The sequence below is a fragment of the Streptomyces sp. NPDC023723 genome (assembly GCF_040639815.1).
Lineage (GTDB): Bacteria > Actinomycetota > Actinomycetes > Streptomycetales > Streptomycetaceae > Streptomyces.
On record NZ_JBFAAP010000007.1, the window covers coordinates 157239 to 175532 of the forward strand.

Below are 18294 nucleotides of genomic sequence, written 5' to 3' on the forward strand. Positions count from 1 at the left end.
GCACGGCGGAAACTTTCAGGACCGGGAAAACCGAGGCAGGGACTGACGTGCACGAGAACGGGAACGGCGGCGGACGGCAGGCTGAATCCGAGGCGGCCGGCAAGGACGTGGACCAGCCCGGCTTCCTCGCCCTGGAGCGCGAGCTGACGGTGCTGCTGCGCCGGGCCCGGGGCAACCAGGCCGAGATGGCCCGCGAGGTCCATCCCGACCTGGAGTCCTCCGCGTACGGGCTGCTGGTGCGGCTGGGGGAGTGCGGCGGGCAGCGGGCCACCGAGCTGGCCGCCTACATCGGCGTCGGCAAGGCGACCATGTCCCGGCAACTGCGCGCCCTGGAGGAGCTCGGGCTGATCGCCCGGGAGCCGGACCCGGCCGACGGCCGCGCCTGGCTGGTCGACCTCACCCCGGAGGGCCGCGACCGGGTCCGCCGGGTCCGCGAGGCCCGCCGGGCCCGCTACGCCGGCCGCCTCGCCGACTGGGACCCCCGGGAGGTGTCCGAACTGGCCCGGCTGCTGCACGAACTGAACCGGGGGATGGCGAAGTAAACCACCGCGACGCCTGCGACGCCGGTGCCTTCCGTGCCCCCTGAGCCCCGAGGCCCAGTGGGCCCCACGCCCCGGGCGCCTTTTGCGTCGTCCTGTGTCCTCCGGGGCTTGTGTCCTCCGGGACCCGTGTCCTCCGGGAACCTTGCGTCCTTCGGAACCCGGGCGTCCTCCGTGCTCCAGCGTCTTCTGCGTCGCACGGGTCCCTTGCGTTCTTCGCGCCCCGGACGTCCTCCGCGCCCTAGCGTCTTCTGCGTCCCGTGTGTCTCCGGGGCCCTTACGCCCTCCGCGACCCGTGCGTCTTCCGTGCCCTAGCGTCTTCTGCGTCCCGTGTGTCTCCGCGACCCGTGCGTCTTCCGTGCCCCAGTGATCCGGGCATTCGCTGTGTCCTTTGCGTCCTCCGGGACCCTTGCGTCCTCCGGGACCCTTGGGTCTGCCGTGACTGGTGGGTTTCCTGCGTCACCGGAGGCATCTTGGGTCCCTCAGGGCCGATGCGTTCCCAGCGGTCCGGGCGTTCGCTGTGCCTTTTGCGTCTTCCGGGACCCCTGCGTCTCCCGTGACCGGCGGGTCTCCTGGGCCCCCGGAGGCCCCTTGCGTCCCTCATGGCCGGTGCGTCCCCAGCGATCCGGGCGTCCGCTGTGCCCCTTGCCCCCTCCGAGACCCTTGCGTATCCCGTGACCGGTGCGTCTCCTGCACCCCCGGACGTCTTCGTCGCCCCTCGGACCCAGTGCGCCCTCGTCCCGCGTGCCCCTCGGCACCCGTCCGCCCCCCGGCATCCCGTGCGTCCCCGGCATCCCTTACGCCCCCCCGGCGACCCTCACGCCCCGCCCCGGCGTCCCACGCGCCCCCCATCCGGATTCACAACTCCACGTAAACCACCGTCGCGTCGTCATGCGTCTTGCTGCGGCCCAGGAAGACCCGTTCCGTGCCGTCGGCCCGTTCCAGTTCGCGGACCCGGTCCACCAGGCTCTGGGCGCCCTCCTTGCGGACGATCCGCAGCAGGTCCGGCCAGTCGCCCGCGCCGAACTTGTCCACCCACCGGGTCGCCCCGTCACTCAGCGCCGCCAGCGCCCGCACCTCGCCGCGCGGCAGTTCCCCCGTCACCGCGCGCGCCGCCACCGCCGGGTCGGCCGCCGCCGTGAAGAACCCGCCCTCCTTGTTCCGCAGGTTGGCGTCCACCAGCGCGTCCGTGGCGCGGGCCGCGCGCGGCAGCCGGGCCAGCCGGTCGTCCAGGTGGGCCGTGACCGTGCCGTCGGGCGACTCGACCAGCAGCGCGGAGTCGCACAGCAGCAGGTACTCGACCCGCTCCGGCGACCAACGGGCCAGCACCACCGTCGCCTGCGGCGTTCGCGGGTGAGAAAGGTCACAGGTTTCGGCGTGCGCCTCGGCGGTAGCCGCGATGGCGCGGGACAGCGCGTCGGCGAGAGGAACATCCGGGAGTGAAACGGTCAGTTCGGTCAGCGCCCCGCCGAGGCGCGCGGTGAACCACGGCACCGAGTGCACGCACCCCGTCGCGTCCTTCGGCGGTGTCACCCCGTCCAGCAGTACCACCGCGCCGCCCCGTCCGGAGGCCGGGAGGGCGACGCTCGCGAAGTCCTCGTTGGGCAGCCGGGACGTGCTGGGTTCGGAGACCAGATCCGTACGCATCCGATCAGTCTGCACGAGTCCTTCACGACCTGCGCAAGGTGTCGGCCGACGACCCGATTTCGGCACCGCCGTGCAGGTCAGGCGCCTGATTTGGGGCGGAATTCCGCACTCCGGCGGCACGTGGCGGCACATCCTGCCACCGCCCCGCCGAGAACGTCCAACCGGCCCCCGGGGCGGGCCCGTCGAACGTGCCACGGGAACTTGCTCCCCAACTCGCCTCCGGGGTTCACTCCTTCGGGTGGCGGGCCAGGTGTTGCACACCCGGTGCCCATGGGCACTGGGAGGGTCGGGAGCCGGTGGGGGTCCCGCCCCGTCCGTACCCGACCGACGGCCCGCCCGGCATGGTCGACGGATGAAGACGGCCGTACGGATCGAACACGGACGTGAAGACGGACGTACGGGCCGGCCGGCCGGTTGACGGAGCGCCACCCGGCCCCACGGGTACACGAGTCAGGAATGCGAGCACCGGTGCAGAAGACGCGGCCTCGTCGCACAGGCAAGCAGACGGCCCCCGCCGGGGGTACGGAGCGAACCTCCCCCGTCACCCCCGCCCCGGACCCCGCGGCGACCCCCGCCCCGGCCGTCGCGGCCCCCACCGTGGGCCGGGGCCGGCCCACCCACGTACGCAACCGGCTGATCGTCGCCGTCCTGGTGGTGGCCGCCGCGATCGCCGGCGCCGGCGCGCCCTCGGTCATCACCGCCTCGGAGCAGCTCAGCGACGCCCAGGACCTGGTGACCCTCGCCGAGCAGACCCAGGACGCGCTCACCCTGGCCCACTCGCTGGCCGACGAACGCGACGAGGTCACCCCCTACATCGCCGCCGGCCGCCCCGAGTCCAAGGCGCCCTCGGCGCAGCGCGGCAAGCGCGTCGACCGCCAGGTCGAGGAACTGCGCGCCGACCCCGACCTGCCCGCCGCCCTGCGCGCCGACCTGGACACCGTCGCCACGCTGCGCCGGGCCGCGCTCACCGGCAAGTCCAGCGCCCTGGCGGCGCACGAGGCGTACTCCGCCGCCATCACCGAACTGCACGGCCTCGCCGAACAACTGGCCGAGCAGATGCCGCCCCGCGCGGGCGCCGGGGCGTACGCGCTGGCCGAGCTGGACTCCGCCGTCCAGCAGGCCGCCGCCACCCGCGGTCTGCTGCTGGCCGCCCTCAGCGTGCCGAGCACCACCCGGACCTCGTACGACCCGATCACCGGCCTGCCCACCGAGACCAGCACCACCTCGGACGCCGACGCCAAGACCCGCGACGCACTGGCCGCCGCCGCCCAGGAGGCCCGGGTCCGCTCCGACGCCGCCCTGGCCGACTTCCGCGAGGGCGCCCCGGAGACGGCCAAGGAGCGCTACGACGCCACGGTCACCGGCCCCGAGGCGGACAGCGCCGAGAAGTACCTGGCCGCCCTGACCGACCAGCCGACGCTCTCCGACGAAGACCTCGCCACCAGCGTCGCCAAACTCTCCGCCGCGCTCTCCGCCCGGGTCGACGCCATGCGCGGCGCCGAGTCCGCCCTCTACGAGCGGCGCAGCACCGACCTGGCCCAGCTGCGCGACGACGACGTCACCGCGCTGGAGATCCGGATCGCCGTGCTCGGCGCGCTGATCCTGATCGCCGTGGGCGTCGCCACCGCGCTGGCCCGCAGCCTCACCCGCCCGCTGTCGGTACTGCGCCGGGGCACCGCCCGGCTCGCCGAGGCCGAGAATCCGGCCGCCGAGGAACCGCTCACCTTCACCGGCCGCAACGACGAGTTCGCCAAGGCGGTCCGCTCGGTCAACGCCCTGCACGCGCACGCCGTCGCCCTCGCCGAGCGGGTCACCACCCTGGAGTCCGACCGCAAGCACCTGGTCGGCCAGCGGCAGAAGATGGCCGACGCCCGCGAGGAACTGCGCGCCGAACTCGCCGAGTCCGCCGCCCGGCTGGAGCAGGTCCGCCAGAGCGTCGGCTCCACCTACGTCAACCTGGCGCTGCGCACCCTCGGCCTGGTCGAGCGCCAGCTCGGTGTCATCGAGTCGATGGAGGAGCGGGAGCAGGACCCGGACCGCCTGGCCACCCTGTTCCGGCTCGACCACTTCGCCACCGTGATGCGCCGGCACAGTGAGAACCTCCTCGTGCTGGCCGGCGCCGAACACGGCCGGCACACCGCCGGACCGGTGCCGCTGGTCGACGTGGTGCGCGCCGCGGTCAGCGAGATCGAGCGCTACGAGCGGGTCCGCATCGCCGCGCTGCCGCCGCACGCGCACGTGGCCGGGTTCGCCGCCGACGACCTGTCCCACCTGCTCGCCGAACTCCTGGAGAACGCCACCTCCTTCTCACCGCCGGACCTGCCCGTCGAGGTCTCCGGCTGGCTGCTGGAGAACGGCGAGGTGATGCTCTCCGTCCAGGACGAGGGCATCGGCATGGAGCAGGACCGGCTGGAGCGGCTCAACGCCCGGCTCACCGACTTCGACCCCGAGGCCCCCTACGAGCAGCCTCAGGACGAGGAGGGCGGGAGCGGCCTCGGGCTCGGCCTGTACGTCGTGGCCCGCCTCGCCCACCGGCACGGCGCCCGGGTGCGGCTGCGCGAGCAGCAGCAGGGCGGCATGGCGGCCGTCGTGGTCGTGCCGCTGCCGCTGCTCGCCCAGGGCCCGTCGGCCGCCGCGCCCCCGGCGGTGCCCGCCGCCGACGGCACGGAGACCGTCTCGCTGCCGGGCGCCGACGCCGAGGCCAACTCCAATGTGCTCAAGGGCCGCGCCCAGGCCGACGGGGACGCCGACCCGCTGGTGTCCCTGGCCCAGGAGGCGGTACGCCGCGCCGAGGAGAGCGAGGACGTACCGGAGGACGGGCCGGAGGCCAAGGACGTACCGGAGGACGGGCCGGAGGCCAAGGACGAGCCGGAGGCCCCGGAGACCACCTCCGAGGTCACCATGGAACTACTGCTCCCCGCTCCCGCCCCCGCCTCGGAAGCCGAACCGACCCACGACCGGACCCCCGAGGAGGGCACAGCCCCGGACACAGACCCGGACGGCGCCCCGGACACCGCCCTGGACGGTGGCCCGAACTCAGACCCGGACACCGACCAGGACCCCGACCCGGTCACCGACAAGGGCCTGCCCAAGCGGACCCCGAGGATCAGCACCGCCGCGTCGACGCCCCGCCCGCGCACCGGCGCGGTGGACGCCGACGCGCTCCGCCGCCGTCTGGGCGGCTTCCGCAAGGGCGCGGAGGCCGGACGGCGCGAGGCGGCGGCCGAGATCGCCGAAGCCGAACAGACCAGCACCCGGCACGACGCGCCGGACGCCACACCGGACCGCACCGAAGAATCCACGGGGGGCACTGTCGAGGAGGCAAGCAGTTGACCGCGCCCAGTACCTTCGGCCTGAGCAGTGAAGCCCGCAACCTGCACTGGCTGCTCACCAATCTCGTCGAGGAGGTGCCCGGCATCCGCTCCGTCGCGGTGGTCTCCTCCGACGGCCTGCTGCTGCTCTCCTCCGACCAGGAGAGCAACGAGGCGGCCCGCCGGGGCGCGGGCCGGTCCACCACCGGCCCGCGCGGCTCCGCCGCCGACCTCGCCACCGTCGTCTCCGGCATCGGCAGCCTGACCGTGGGCACCGCGAAGCTGATGGACTTCGGCGCCGTCAAGCACACGATGGTCGCGATGGACGAGGGCAGCCTGTTCGTGATGTCGATCAGCGACGGCTCGCTGCTCGGCGTGCACGGCGCCGCCGACTGCGACATGAGCGTGGTGGCGTACCACATGGCGCTGTTCGTGGGCCGGGCCGGCCATGTGCTGACCCCGGAGCTCAGGAACGAGCTGCGGCAATCGGTGGAGTCGGCGGCGGCCGGGAGCGGGCGATGAGCCGAGGCCCCACGGACAAACTGCCCGTGCGCGGCCGTGACCTCCCCCATGCCCGGCTGCGCCCGCGCGGGGGGACCCGCCCGCCCGCCCGGGTCCGCCCGTACTCGCTCACCGGCGGCCGGACCCGCTTCGGCCACGTCCTGCTGGTGGAGACCTTCGTCGGCGCCACCACCGGCCCGGCCGCGCCGGCGGCCGCCGACGACCGCGGGGAAGCGACCGGGGACACCGCCCACGCCTTGGGCGGCGGGGGAGCGCCGCCGGCCCGGGTGATGCCGGAGACGCGGGCCATCGTCGAACTGTGCCGCCGGATGCGCACGGTGGCCGAGATCGCCGCGCTGCTGAGGATGCCGCTCGGCGTGGTCCGGGTGCTCCTCAGCGACCTCGCGGACCAGGGAAAGATCCGTGTGTACGGCACCGGAACCGGCCATGGCACGGGCCGCCCGGACCGCGCGCTGCTTGAAAGGGTGCTGAGTGGACTCCGCCGTCTCTGATACCGCCGTCGCCGCTCCCGTCACCGCGGGTGACGACGAGCCGCTGCGGCCCTGGGAGACCAACACCGACCGCGCCCCCGTCGCGACGAAGGTCGTGATCGCGGGCGGCTTCGGGGTCGGCAAGACCACGCTGGTCGGCGCCGTCTCGGAGATCCCGCCGCTGCTGACCGAGGCGCTGATGACCCGGGCCAGCGAGGACGTCGACGACCTCTCCGCCACCCCCGACAAGCACACCACCACCGTGGCCATGGACTACGGCCGCCTCACCCTCGACGACGACCTGGTGCTCTACCTGTTCGGCACCCCGGGCCAGCAGCGGTTCTGGTTCATGTGGGACGACCTGGTGCGCGGCGCGATCGGCGCCGTCGTGCTGGCCGACACCCGCCGGCTGAAGGACAGCTGGCCCGCGCTGGACTACTTCGAGAGCTGCGGACTGCCGTACGTCGTGGCGGTGAACCACTTCGAGGGCAGTGAGCGGTTCGACGAGGAGGACGTACGGGAGGCGCTGACGGTCCCGCGTCACATACCTGTCATGATCATGGACGCGCGCCGCCGCATCTCCGTGATCGAGACCCTCCTGACCCTGGTCGGCCACGCGCTGGAAGAAACCCCCGAATAGGAGGCGCGACCCCCCGCATGCGGAAGATACTCGTCGTCGGAGCCGGTCAGTCCGGTCTCCAGCTCGCCCTCGGCCTCCAGTCGCACGGCTACGAGGTCACCCTCATGTCCAACCGGACCGCCGACGAGATCCGCAGCGGGCGGGTCATGTCGACGCAGGTCATGTTCCACACCGCGCTCCAGCACGAGCGGGACCTGTCGCTGAACTTCTGGGAGTCCCAGGCCCCGAGGACCGAGGGGCTCGGCGTCTCGGTCGCGGCCCCCGGCTCGCACGACCCGGGCCCCGCCCGGCGCGCCATCGACTGGCTGGGCAGGCTGGACGGCTACGCCCAGTCGGTGGACCAGCGGGTGAAGATGGCCGGCTGGATGGAGACCTTCGCCCAGCGCGGCGGCCAACTGGTCGTCCACGGCGCCGCCGTCGGCGACCTCGACTACTTCTCCCGCGCCTACGACCTGGTCCTGGTGTCGGCGGGCAAGGGCGAGCTGGTCCAGATGTTCGCCCGCGACCCGGAGCGCTCCCCGTACGCCGAGCCGCAGCGCGCCCTCGCCGTCGCCTACGTGCACGGCCTGGCCCCGCGCCCGGAGCACCCCGAGGTCGACGCGGTCCGCTGCAACCTGGTCCCCGGCGTCGGCGAACTGTTCGTCATGCCGACGTTCACCACCTCGGGGCGCGCCGACATCCTCTTCCTGGAGGGCATACCCGGCGGCCCGCTGGACGTCTTCAAGGACGTCCGCGACCCGGCGGAACACCTCTCCCGGACCCTGGCACTCATGGAGCGGTTCGTCCCCTGGGAGTACGCGCGGGCCACCCGGGTCGAACTGACCGACGCCGGCGGCACCCTGGCCGGCCGCTACACCCCCACCGTCCGCGACCCGGTCGGCCGGCTCCCCGGCGGCGGCCTGGTGCTGGGTGTCGCCGACGTGGTCGTCGCCAACGACCCGATCACCGGCCAGGGCGCCAACTCGGCGGCCAAGTGCGCCGCCGCCTACCTCGCCTCGATCCTGGAGCACGGCGAGCGGGAGTTCGACGAGGCGTGGATGCGGGCCACCTTCGACCGCTACTGGGAGACCGCGCGGCACGTCACCAAGTGGACCAACGCCATGCTGGCCCCGCCCCCGGAGCACGTCCTCGGCCTGATCGGCGCGGCCGGCGAGATCCAGCCCGCCGCCGACCGCATCGCCAACGGCTTCGACCACCCCGCCGACTTCGAGAACTTCTTCTACGACCCGAAGAAGTCCGAGGACTACCTGACGGAGGTCTCGGGCGCGGCCGGCGCGTAAGCCGCCCCGTACCCCGCGTCCGACCCGTCCGCCGCCCCCGCCGGCAGCCTCGGCGGCGCGTAGTGCGCCACCGGCCGCGTGCCGGGATCGGGCCGTACGGCGCCCAGCACCGGGTTGGCGGTGATGGGGGAGACCTTCACCGCGGCGCCCGGCCGCGGGGCCTGGACCACCTTTCCATCGCCCAGGTACATCGCCACATGGGTGGCCTCGGGGAAGTAGACGACCAGGTCGCCGGGGCGCAGTTCGTCCAGCGGCACCCGCTTCAGCCGGGCCCACTGCTCCTGGCTGGTGCGCGGGATCGGTGTCCCGGCCCGCTGCCAGGCCACCGAGGTCAGCCCCGAGCAGTCGAAGGACCCGGGCCCCTGCGCACCCCACTCGTACGGCTTGCCGAGCTGCTCGACGGCGAAGCGCAGCGCCCGGTCGCCCCCGGCGGACGGCTTGCCGTCGCCGTCCCCGAGCGCGCCGGACGCCACGAGCCGCCGCTGCGCCTTCGCGGTCCCCCGCTCCTCGGCGGCGGACAGCGCGGTGAGCTGCTCGGCGTCCAGCGAGGCGATCATCTCCTCCACGTCCCGCAGCCGGTCGCGTACCACGTCCCGATCCGCCCGCTGCCGTGCCGCGAGGGCGAGTTGGGCGTCGAGCGCGGCGCGGGCCCGGCGGGCCAGCTCGCCGGCCCTGCGCTCGCTGCCGGTGAGCCGGCCGACCGTCGCGGCCCGGTCCCGGGCCAGCCGGCCGATCACATGGCCCTGGTCGAGGGCGCGCTGCGGATCGCGGGCCAGCAGCAGCCGCAGGTAGGGGGAGAGGCCGGTGCCGCTGTTCTGGTACTGCTGCCGGGCCAGCCGGGCCGCCGCGCCCCGGCTGTCGCGCAGGGTGGCCCGGGTCCGGGCCAGCTCGGCGTCCAGCCGGCGGACCGCGGCGCGCTGCCGGGTCAGCTTCGCCGCGGTGCCGTTGTAGGTCTCGGTGGCCTGCTCGGCCTCCCGGTACCGCCGCTGAAGGTCCGTCAGCAGCTCGGCGACGGAACGCTCGCCGCTCTCCGGTTCCGCCGCGGCGGGCCGGGGCGCGAGGACGATCCCGGCCGCCACCGCCGCCGTACACACCAGACGCAGCAGGCTTCCTGACATGTCATCACCTCCGCTGCGGGGCGGCCCGTCCGCTCCGCACGGCGAGCATCCGGCGCGGGCCGCGGCTTCGCGCGCGGAGTGTGCGCCGCCCGGCGCAACGGCGTCACCCGTCGGCGTCGTCCGGCTTGCCGCCCGGCGCGGCGCCGGGCCGCGACCAGGGCCAGCGGGGACGGGGGCGGGGCGCGCCCTGGGGCGCGTGGACGTACTTCCAGCGGGCGAAGCCGAGCCGCGGGCCGTCCGCCCGGGGGGCCCGCCGGTACACCAGTACGGTCGGCGGCCGGCCGTCGGTGCCGGGCACCGGGATGCGGTACGTCTTCGGCGGATGCCCGGTCATCCCCACCAGCACGGGCAGCACCCGGCCGTCCATCGGGCCGCCCTCGAAGGGGGTGTCTTCGCTCTTCACCCCACCAGTGTGCGCCGCGCGGCGGTGGCGATCACCGAGTGCCGCCGGGCGGCGGGTCAGACGTCTTCCGCGAGCGCCTCGACCAGCGCGGCGGTCTGCGCGTCGCGCCTGCCGGTGACCGACAGGACCGCCACGAACTGCTCCACCAGCCAGTCGCGCAGTTCCTCCAGGGGCGGCTGCTTCTCCTCGTCCAGCCAGATCAGCGAGGCGGCCTCCACCGCGGTGATCCACATCCGGACCGTCATCCGCAGCCGGGGCCCGGGCCCGTCCACCCGCAGGTGGCTCAGGATGTGCTCGGCGGCGGCCCGGCGTACGCCGTCCACTATGGCCGTGGTCCGGGACGTCTCCACGACGCTGCCGCCGCGCAGCAGCGCGCTGAAGCCGGTGTCGTGCCCGTCGACGAAGGCGAGGTAGCGGTCCAGGGCGCGGGTGAGCCGGGCGAGCAGCGGGCCCTCGCGGGGTTCGTCGAAGCAGAGCCGCAGCTCGTCGGCGGCCGAGCGCAGGGCGGCCTCGTAGAGCTGCTGCTTGCCGCCGGGGAAGTACCGGTACACCAGCGGGCGGGAGACCCCGGCCTGCTCCGCCACGTCGTCGAGCGACACCTCCTCCGGTGGCCGGTGCGCGAAGAGGGTGAGCGCGGCGTCGAGCAGTTGCACGCGCCGCTCCTCGACACTGAGCCGGCGGTAGGCGGGGGTGGGAGCCTGCGGGGTCATGTCCCGCAGACTAACCGGTACGGACCACCCGTCCCCGCCCGTTTCCGTTACGCCAGCAGCCCGGACGACTTCCACAGCCGCCGCCCGGCGCCGCGCAGCACGCCGATGTCGTCCAGGAAGTCGGTCAGGCGCTTCGCGCCGGTCTGCATGATCTCCTTGCGGTGGCCGCTGGCCTTCACCTGGGCGAGCGCCTCGCGCTTGTCCAGTCCCACGTTCGAGTAGACCTCGGGGTTGATGAAGGCGATCGAGAAGACCCGGGCGAACTCCCCGGAGGTGATCCGGGTGAACTCCTGCGACCACTTCGGCGCGGTCACCATCTGGCGGCGCAGCTCCTCACGGGCGTACCGGACGTGCCGGGCCTCCTCCACCACGTGGATCCGCGTGACGCCCCGGATCAGCGGCTGCACGCGCTCGTCGGGGAAGGTCAGCCGCTGCATCCAGTCCAGCACCTCCTCGCCGAGCAGCGTGGCGGTGAAGGAGCCGGGGGTGGTGGAGATGGTCTTGAAGAGGCGGCCGAGGTGCTGGTGGACCGGACTGACCGGGTAGTACGGCGTCCCGCCGCGCGATATCAGCCGGGCGAACATCTTGGAGTGCCGGCACTCGTCCTCGATCTCGGTCAGCGCGTAGCGCACGTGCGCGCTGGTCGCGGACTTGTCGTAGATGTGCCGGACCAGCAGTTGCATCAGGATCAGCTCGAACCAGATGCCGAGCGAGGCCAGGGCGGCCGCCTCGTGCTGGGAGAGCAGGATCCGCTGCTCCTCGCTCATCCGCTTCCACAGCGGGGTGCCGTACAGCGACACCAGCTCCGGCGGCCAGTACCACTTGCCCTCCTCGAAGGGCGCGTCCCAGTCCAGCTCCTTGTCCGGGTCGAACGAGTGCTTGGCGGAAGAGTCGAGCAGCCGTTCGGCCACCTGCTCCCGGTCCTTCAGCAGGCCGAGCGCGTCGCGCAGACCGTCGAGCGCGTCGGCTTCCGTCAGGGTCGTCATGGCTGTTCCACCTCGTTGTCCCTCGGCGTTCGGGTTACCCGTGGTTACTCCTCCCTTATGAGACTGCTCGTCAGCAAGCGCGTCAATCCCTTGGACGGAACTTGTTGACCGCGAGTAAAGGTGGCAGGTGTCAATGCGGCGGGGTGACTTCACTCGGCGGAGCGCCGGAGCGGCGTTCGCCCTCGGTACCCTGGCCGCGTCCGCCAGACTCCGGCACATGGGAGCGATCATGAGCGCCGCACGCGACTACGGGCTGGGCGACGACTACCAGTGGCCCCGTCCGCCGGAAGGCGGCTGGACGGCGGACGACCTCGACGAGCTTCCCAACCTGCCTCCGCACACGGAGCTGATCGACGGGAGCCTCGTCTTCGTGAGTCCACAGACCCGTTTCCACTCACGCGCCATGTACCTGTTCGAGCACGCTCTGCTCGCACAGGCGCCGGATGAGTGGGAAGTCAACCGTGAGATGACCGTCAGACTCGACGAGCGGAACAGGCCGGAGCCTGACGTCCTGGTCAATCGGGCCGACGCCGACACGGGACACCGGCAGACGTGGTTCCGGCCGCAGGACGTCCTGATCGCGATCGAGGTCGGCTCCGACGACTCGGAGGACCGGGACCGCGAAGTCAAGCCCCGCAAGTACGCGCAGGCGAACATCCCGCACCACTGGCGGGTCGAGAACAACGAGGGACTCCCGGTCGTCTACGTCTACGAACTCGACCCCGCCACCCGTTCCTACGTGCCCACCGGCATCTTCCACAACCGCCTCAAGCTCACCGTCCCCTTCCCCGTCGACATCGACCTCACCGCGATCGACCGCCGGCGCTGAGCCCCGGACCGCTCACCCCGCGAGCACCGCCGCCATCACCGCCCGCGCCACCGGCGCCGCGAGACCGCCCCCGCTGACCGCCCCGTGGTCCGCCGCCGTGCCCTCCACCACCGCCGCGACCGCCACCTTCGGCTCCAGGTCCCGCTCGCCCTGCGCCCAGGAGACGAACCACGCGTACGGCGTCCCGGAGTTGCCGACGCCGTGCTGCGCGGTACCGGTCTTGCCGCCCACGATCGCCCCGCGGATCGCCGCGTTGCCGCCCGTGCCGCTCTCCACCACCCCGGTCATCAGCTCCTTCAGCCGCAGTGCCGTCCACGGCCGCATCACCTGCCGCGCGGGCCGCGACCCGGCCGTCGACACGATCCCGCCGCCCGCCCGGGTGGTCCGCTCCACCAGATACGGCGTCCGCGCCCGCCCGCCGTTGGCCACCGCCCCCGCCACCGAAGCCATCTGGAGCGGCGTGGCCCGCGTGTTGTACTGCCCGATCGCCGACAGCGCGAGCTGCGCCCGGTCCACCGAGGTGTCGAAGGTGGAGCGGGCCACCGAGAACGGGACGCGCAGCCCGTCGTCGTTGAAGCCGAACCCCGCCGCCGTCGCCGCCAGCGCGTCCACCCCCACGTCCACCCCGAGCTTGGCGAACACCGTGTTGCAGGACCGCTCGAACGCCTCCCGCAGCGAGGCGTCCGCACAGCCCGACGCCTCGTTGGTCAGCCGGGTGCGGGTGCCGGGCAGGGTGTACGGCTCGGGCGAGCGGGTGGCCGCGTCCAGGTCGGTGACCACCCCCGCGTCCAGCGCCGCCGCCGCGGTGACCACCTTGAACGTCGACCCCGGCGGGTAGGTCCGGCGCACCGCCCGGTTCAGCATCGGCCGCCGCGGGTCGTCGTTCAGCCGCTGCCAGGCGCGCAGCGCGGCCGTCCCGTTCCCGGACAGCTCCCCGGGGTCGTAGGACGGCGTGGACACCAGCGCCAGGATCCGCCCGGTGGCCGGCTCGATCGCCGCCACCGCCCCGGTCCGCCGCCCCAGCCCCCGGTACGCCGCCTGCTGCGCCCCCGGGTGCAGCGTCGTCAGCACGTCGCCGCCCGGGTTGCGGAAGCCGGTGACGTCGTTCCACAGCGGCAGCGGCGCGAGCATCGGGTCGGCGCCGGACAGCAGCCCGTCCTCGGCGTGCTCCAGCAGCGTCGTGCCGTACTCCTGCGAGGCGAAACCGGTGACCGGCGCCCACATCGGCCCGTCGGCGTAGGTCCGCTCGAAGCGCAGGTGCTGGCCGGTGTCCCGGGACCCGGTGACCGGCCGGCCGCCGACCAGGATGTCGCCGCGCGGCTGCTGGTAGCGGGCGATGTCGGGCCGCCGGTTGGCCGGGTTCGCGTCGTACTCCGGGGCTCGCACCACCTGCACCCGGGCCGCGTTCACCAGCAGCGCGGCCAGCAGCAGGAGGCAGAAGAAGGCGGCGTGCCGGATGTGCCGGGTCATCGGTTCGCCACCTGTCGCCGGGCGGAGTCGCTCAGCCGGATCAGCAGCGCCACGATCGCCCAGTTGGTGACCACCGAGGAGCCGCCCTGGGCCAGGAACGGCATCGCCATCCCGGTCAGCGGGATCAGCCCGGTCACCCCGCCCGCGATCACGAACACCTGGAGCGCCACGAGCGTGGCCAGCCCCACCGCCAGCAGCCGCCCGAACGGGTCGCGCAGCGCCAGCCCGGCCCGGAAGCCGCGCTCCACCAGCAGCCCGTACAGCAGGAAGATCGCGGACAGCCCGAGGAAGCCCAGCTCCTCCCCGGCGGTGGCCAGGATGAAGTCCGACTTGGCGGCGAAGCCGATCAGCACCGAGTGGCCGAGCCCGAGCCCGCTGCCGGTCAGCCCGCCCGCGCCGAACGCGAACAGCGACTGCGCGAGCTGGCCCGGGCCCTGCCCGGCCTCGATGGACGCGAACGGGTGCAGCCAGTCCGCCACCCGGCTGTGCACATGCGGCTCCAGCCAGCCCACGGCGACCGCGCCGACCGCGGCGAGCAGCAGGCCGAGCGCGATCCAGCCGGTGCGGCCGGTGGCGACGTACAGCATGACCACGAACAGGCCGAAGAACAGCAGCGAGGTACCGAGGTCCCGCTCCATGACCAGGACCCCCACACTGACCAGCCAGACCGCGACGATCGGGCCGAGCACCCGGCCGGTGGGCAGTTGCAGCCGCCAGACGCGGCGGCCCGCGTACGCCAGCGCGCCGCGGTTCGCCGCCAGGTACGCGGCGAAGAACACCGCGAGCAGCACCTTCGCGAACTCGCCCGGCTGGATGGAGAACCCGGCGATCCGGATCCAGATCCGGGCCCCGTTCACCGCCGGGAACAGGATCGGCAGCGTCAGCAGGACCAGCGCCGCGACCACGCAGACGTAGGTGTAGCGCTGGAGCAGGCGGTGGTCGCGCAGGATCAGCACGATGACGATGAACAGGGCGATGCCGAGCGCCGACCACACCAGCTGGGTGGGGGCGGCCCGGTCGCCCGGCGTCTCCAGGTCCAGGCGGTAGATCAGCACCGCGCCCAGGCCGTTGAGCAGCACCCCGATGGGCAGCGGCAGCGGATCGGCGTACGGCGCGCGCAGCCGCACCGCCAGATGCGCCAGCAGTGCCAGCACGCCGAGCCCGGCGCCGTAACCGGCGGCGCCGGGCGGGAGGGTGCCGTGCTGGGCGAGGCCCACGGCGCAGTAGCCGCACACCGACAGCAGGACGGCCAGCACGATCAGGGCGAGTTCGACGCCACGGCGCCGGGGGAGGCGGGCGACGGGAGCGGGCGCGTCCGCCGCCGCCACGGTGAGCCCGGGCCCGGGTCCGGTTCCGGCCTTCATCATGTCCGGAACTTACCCAATGGTCGGCTTCGCGGGGCTCGTGGCATGCATCAGCACCAGCGCGGCGCGGGGCCGACGTTGTCGATGTAGCGGGCCGCGCCCCACGCCCAGGTGCCGTCCGTCAGCAGGTACCAGATGGGGTTGCGCTGGACGGACTCGCCGCCGGTCTTGCAGTAGATGCGGACGGTCTCGCCCCGGTGGGCGTAGCGGATGATCTCGGAGCCGCGGTTGGGCGCGCCGCGCAGCGCGAGCCGGTCGGCGGTGACCACACCGCGGTACCGGCCCTGCTCGTGGCCGCCGCCGTCCCCGTGGTAGCTGCTCCGGCCGGGGTCGTCGCCCCAGTCGTCGTCCCCGGCGACGGCGGGCGCGACGGCCGCGGCGGTGACGAGCGCGCCGGCCGCGGCCGTTATGGCGAGACGGCGGACGAGGGGCGAACGCGGGGTGCGGGACATGGGACGACCTCCAGAGATGAGAGCCAAACCGGCCGAACCGGCCGAACCAGCTGCACTGGCCGAACCGGCGGAACCAGTTGCACTGGCCGAACCAGCCGGACCAGCCGCATTGGCCAAGCCGGTCAAACCTGATCAATCGCCACATTAAGAGCGTCGATCGAGCCCCGCCCGTCGCACTGCGCCATTCGCGAGGGCCGCCCGGCCGCCTACTCGGCCAACTCCTCCAGCAGCCGCACCGTGGGCAGCCCGGCCCGCAGATACTCCACGAACAGCTCGTTGTGCAGCGCCCACGGCGAACGCCGGGCACGGATCAGCCGGATCGCCTCATCCGCGCCGGCCCCCCGCCGCACCAGCGCGTGGGCGACGACCAGGCCCGAGCGGTTGTACCCGTGGTAGCAGCGGACGAGGACCCGCCGCCCCTCCTCCAGCGCCGCGCACGCGGCCTGCGCCAGCCGCATCACCCCGGCGAGCTGCGTCCCGTCGAGCGGGCCGTCCGGGATCGGCCACACCTGGTGCGCCACCCCCGGCGCCGGCCCGTGCCCGGGCAGCCGCAGCAGCGTCTGTACGAGATCGAACTCGTCCTCCACCGAGGCGAACGCGACCTGTCCGGGCCCCGCCCGGTACTCGTGCCCGCCCATCCACAGGCCCGGCACGATCTCGCTCCACGGACGGTCCGGAACCGGTACGTCGGGCTGGCTCCCCCTGCGCAACGCTGCCTCCCCGCCCTCACGTCCGTCGGGCCTGCCCCGCGGGCGCAACTCCCCTCAAAGGTAACCGGGTTCTTGCCCCTGGAGCACCCCGCCTGGTCCCATGGTCGGGGGTGATGACGGATGAACCGACTGCGCGTCCGGCCGGCCCGGCGACACGGCCGGGACCGGCTCTACGTCTGTCTCCCGGACGGCCGCGACATCGCCTGGTACGACCGTGAGACCGGCCGGGTCAACCTGCTGAGCGACCACCGCGAGGCCGACGTCCTGGCCGCCCTGGCCCCCTTCCTCACCGGCCCGGTGACGGTCGGCCCGCCGCCCGTGCCCACCCCCGCCGAACTGGCCCGGCTCGCCCTGCACCCCGACGACGACCTGGCCCCCAACCGCCCCGGCGAGGCCCTCCTCGTCGCCCTCGACCGCGACCCCGGACCGGCCCGCCGCCTGCGCCCCGACCCGCGCCGCCGCGCCCTGACCGCCGAACAGACGGTGGGCGAGACCCTCGACCGGCTCGACGGAGCGGGCTGGCACACCCTGCACTCCATCCCGCTGCCCGGCGGCGACCGCGTCCACCACCTGCTGATCGGCCCCGGCGGCCTGTTCGCCGTCCACACCCTGTACGCCCGCAAGGCCCGGGTGCGGGTCGCCGACCCCCTGGTCACGCTGGGCCGGCACGAGCCGCGCCCGCTGCTGCGCCGGGTCCGCGCCGACGCCGACCGCGCCTCCTATGCGCTGACCGCCGAGGTCCGCCCCGTCCTCGCCCTGGTCGCCCCGGCCGGCATCGCGCTCACCGGCCCACCACCACGCGACCTCCGCGTCCTGCCGGACACCGACCTGCCCCAGCTCGCCCGCCCCGGCGGCGTCCTCAAGCCGGCGGACGTGGCGGCCCTGCACGCGATGGCCCGGGACCGCAACACGTGGGACCAGCTGTAACAACCTTGAGGACGGGGCGCCGTCACGGCAGCGTCCCCGCCGCCCGCCGGTCGAACAGCGGCGCCAGCAGATCACCGTGCGCCGCCAGCCGCGCCGACAGGTCACCGGGCAGGAAGACCATCTCCCGCGGCTCCCGGCACCCCGCCACCTCGTCCCACGTCACCGGCGCGGACACCCCCGGCGCCGCCCGGGCCCGCACGGTGTAGGGCGCGGCCGTCGTCTTGCGCGCCGCGTTCTGGCTCCAGTCCACGAACACCTTCCCCGGCCGCAGACTGCGCGTCATCCGGTGCACCACCAGTTCCGGCATGGCCGCCTCCGCCTCCACCGCCAGCGCCTTCGCGTACTCCGACACCCGCTCCGACGACGCCCCGCGCACCCCGGCCAGCAGATGCAGCCCCTTCGCCCCGGAGGTCTTGGCGTACGCCGCGATCCCGTCCGCCGCCAGCCGCCGACGCAGCCACCGGGCGACCTCGCAGCAGTGCACGACGGTGGCGGGCGCCCCCGGGTCCAGGTCGAACACCAGCCGGTCGGCCTCGCCCGGATCGTCCGCGACCCACTGGTGCGTATGAAACTCGGTCACCAGGTTCGCCGCCCACATCAGGCTCGCCAGATCCTGCACCAGCACCATCCGGGCCGGCCCCTCCGACCTCGGCACCTCCGCCGTGGTGACCCAGTCGGGCGTACCCGGCGGCACGTTCTTGGTGAAGAAGAGCTGCCCGTCCGGCCCGTCCGGATACCGCAGGAACGACACCGGCCGGTCCCGCAGATGCGGCAGCAGCACGCCCGCCACGGTCGCGTAGTAGTGCAGCAGCTCGGCCTTGGTGAGGCCGGTCGCGGGATACAGCACCTTGTCCAGGTTGCTGAGGGCCACCCGCCGCCCCTCCACCTCGGTGATAGGCGCCATACGATGAGAATC

Annotated in this window: 18 protein-coding genes; 8 read left to right on the forward strand and 10 right to left on the reverse strand. The window is 73.8% G+C overall.

The features are described 5' to 3' along the window. Positions 1 to 47: 47 nt before the first annotated feature. A complete protein-coding gene (locus AB0G32_RS11255) occupies positions 48 to 542 on the forward strand; it encodes a MarR family transcriptional regulator (protein WP_361161444.1) in 495 nt (164 codons plus the stop codon). Positions 543 to 1397: 855 nt separating this feature from the next. On the opposite strand, the gene AB0G32_RS11260 is transcribed toward AB0G32_RS11255, so the two are convergent. Then, positions 1398 to 2186 (reverse strand): protein phosphatase 2C domain-containing protein, encoded by a 789-nt coding sequence (locus tag AB0G32_RS11260; protein WP_361161446.1) that lies wholly within the window; start codon positions 2184 to 2186, stop codon positions 1398 to 1400. Between the two features lie 468 nt (positions 2187 to 2654). On the opposite strand from AB0G32_RS11260, the gene AB0G32_RS11265 reads away from it, so the two are divergent. The 5 genes from AB0G32_RS11265 to AB0G32_RS11285 are packed head-to-tail and all read left to right on the forward strand — an operon-like array spanning position 2655 to position 8409. Further along, the gene (locus AB0G32_RS11265; RefSeq protein ID WP_361161448.1) at positions 2655 to 5519 is read left to right on the forward strand and encodes a nitrate- and nitrite sensing domain-containing protein; all 2865 of its coding nucleotides are present in this window, start codon (positions 2655 to 2657) and stop codon (positions 5517 to 5519) included. Next, positions 5516 to 6019: a roadblock/LC7 domain-containing protein gene (locus tag AB0G32_RS11270; protein WP_361161450.1), complete on the forward strand. Its 504-nt coding sequence runs from the start codon at positions 5516 to 5518 to the stop codon at positions 6017 to 6019. The genes AB0G32_RS11265 and AB0G32_RS11270 overlap by 4 nt, the downstream gene beginning before the upstream one ends. Next, positions 6016 to 6510, forward strand: coding sequence for a DUF742 domain-containing protein (locus tag AB0G32_RS11275; protein WP_361161452.1), 495 nt, complete (start codon positions 6016 to 6018; stop codon positions 6508 to 6510). The genes AB0G32_RS11270 and AB0G32_RS11275 overlap by 4 nt, the downstream gene beginning before the upstream one ends. Further along, on the forward strand, positions 6491 to 7129 hold the full coding sequence (locus AB0G32_RS11280) for an ATP/GTP-binding protein (protein ID WP_361161454.1): 639 nt from the start codon (positions 6491 to 6493) through the stop codon (positions 7127 to 7129). Before AB0G32_RS11275 ends, AB0G32_RS11280 begins: the two co-directional genes overlap by 20 nt. A gap of 17 nt (positions 7130 to 7146) precedes the next feature. Next, positions 7147 to 8409: a styrene monooxygenase/indole monooxygenase family protein gene (locus tag AB0G32_RS11285; protein ID WP_361161456.1), complete on the forward strand. Its 1263-nt coding sequence runs from the start codon at positions 7147 to 7149 to the stop codon at positions 8407 to 8409. Here the strand turns inward: AB0G32_RS11285 and AB0G32_RS11290 are convergent. The 4 genes from AB0G32_RS11290 to AB0G32_RS11305 form a co-directional block, all read right to left on the reverse strand. Beyond that, positions 8373 to 9527 carry a C40 family peptidase gene (locus tag AB0G32_RS11290; protein ID WP_361161458.1) on the reverse strand — a complete coding sequence of 385 codons (1155 nt, stop codon included), beginning with the start codon at positions 9525 to 9527 and terminating at the stop codon, positions 8373 to 8375. The two genes, AB0G32_RS11285 and AB0G32_RS11290, sit on opposite strands and share 37 nt — an antisense overlap. A 103-nt stretch (positions 9528 to 9630) precedes the next feature. After that, on the reverse strand, positions 9631 to 9930 hold the full coding sequence (locus AB0G32_RS11295) for a hypothetical protein (protein WP_361161460.1): 300 nt from the start codon (positions 9928 to 9930) through the stop codon (positions 9631 to 9633). Positions 9931 to 9986: 56 nt separating this feature from the next. Next, a complete protein-coding gene (locus AB0G32_RS11300) occupies positions 9987 to 10640 on the reverse strand; it encodes a helix-turn-helix domain-containing protein (RefSeq protein WP_361161462.1) in 654 nt (217 codons plus the stop codon). Between the two features lie 47 nt (positions 10641 to 10687). Next, on the reverse strand, positions 10688 to 11626 hold the full coding sequence (locus AB0G32_RS11305; RefSeq protein ID WP_361161464.1) for a diiron oxygenase: 939 nt from the start codon (positions 11624 to 11626) through the stop codon (positions 10688 to 10690). A gap of 229 nt (positions 11627 to 11855) precedes the next feature. Here AB0G32_RS11305 and AB0G32_RS11310 point away from each other — a divergent pair, with 229 nt between their 5' ends. Continuing rightward, entirely contained in the window at positions 11856 to 12455 is a 600-nt protein-coding gene (locus tag AB0G32_RS11310) for a Uma2 family endonuclease (protein ID WP_361161466.1), read from the forward strand. 12 nt (positions 12456 to 12467) lie between these two features. Here the strand turns inward: AB0G32_RS11310 and AB0G32_RS11315 are convergent, their stop codons facing one another. From AB0G32_RS11315 to AB0G32_RS11330, 4 genes are all read right to left on the reverse strand, one after another. Then, positions 12468 to 13925 carry a penicillin-binding transpeptidase domain-containing protein gene (locus AB0G32_RS11315; RefSeq protein WP_361161468.1) on the reverse strand — a complete coding sequence of 486 codons (1458 nt, stop codon included), beginning with the start codon at positions 13923 to 13925 and terminating at the stop codon, positions 12468 to 12470. Then, positions 13922 to 15292 (reverse strand): FtsW/RodA/SpoVE family cell cycle protein, encoded by a 1371-nt coding sequence (locus tag AB0G32_RS11320; RefSeq protein WP_361161470.1) that lies wholly within the window; start codon positions 15290 to 15292, stop codon positions 13922 to 13924. Before AB0G32_RS11320 ends, AB0G32_RS11315 begins: the two co-directional genes overlap by 4 nt. Positions 15293 to 15339: 47 nt before the next feature. Next, positions 15340 to 15741 carry an SH3 domain-containing protein gene (locus AB0G32_RS11325; RefSeq protein WP_361161472.1) on the reverse strand — a complete coding sequence of 134 codons (402 nt, stop codon included), beginning with the start codon at positions 15739 to 15741 and terminating at the stop codon, positions 15340 to 15342. Positions 15742 to 15947: 206 nt separating this feature from the next. Continuing rightward, the gene (locus AB0G32_RS11330; protein WP_361161602.1) at positions 15948 to 16379 is read right to left on the reverse strand and encodes a dual specificity protein phosphatase family protein; all 432 of its coding nucleotides are present in this window, start codon (positions 16377 to 16379) and stop codon (positions 15948 to 15950) included. A gap of 192 nt (positions 16380 to 16571) precedes the next feature. On the opposite strand from AB0G32_RS11330, the gene AB0G32_RS11335 reads away from it, so the two are divergent. Beyond that, on the forward strand, positions 16572 to 17378 hold the full coding sequence (locus AB0G32_RS11335) for a nuclease-related domain-containing protein (protein WP_361161474.1): 807 nt from the start codon (positions 16572 to 16574) through the stop codon (positions 17376 to 17378). A 22-nt stretch (positions 17379 to 17400) separates the two neighbouring features. Here the strand turns inward: AB0G32_RS11335 and ligD are convergent, their stop codons facing one another. Continuing rightward, positions 17401 to 18282, reverse strand: a complete 882-nt coding sequence (ligD, locus tag AB0G32_RS11340) for a non-homologous end-joining DNA ligase (protein ID WP_361161476.1) — start codon at positions 18280 to 18282, stop codon at positions 17401 to 17403. Positions 18283 to 18294 lie beyond the last annotated feature (12 nt).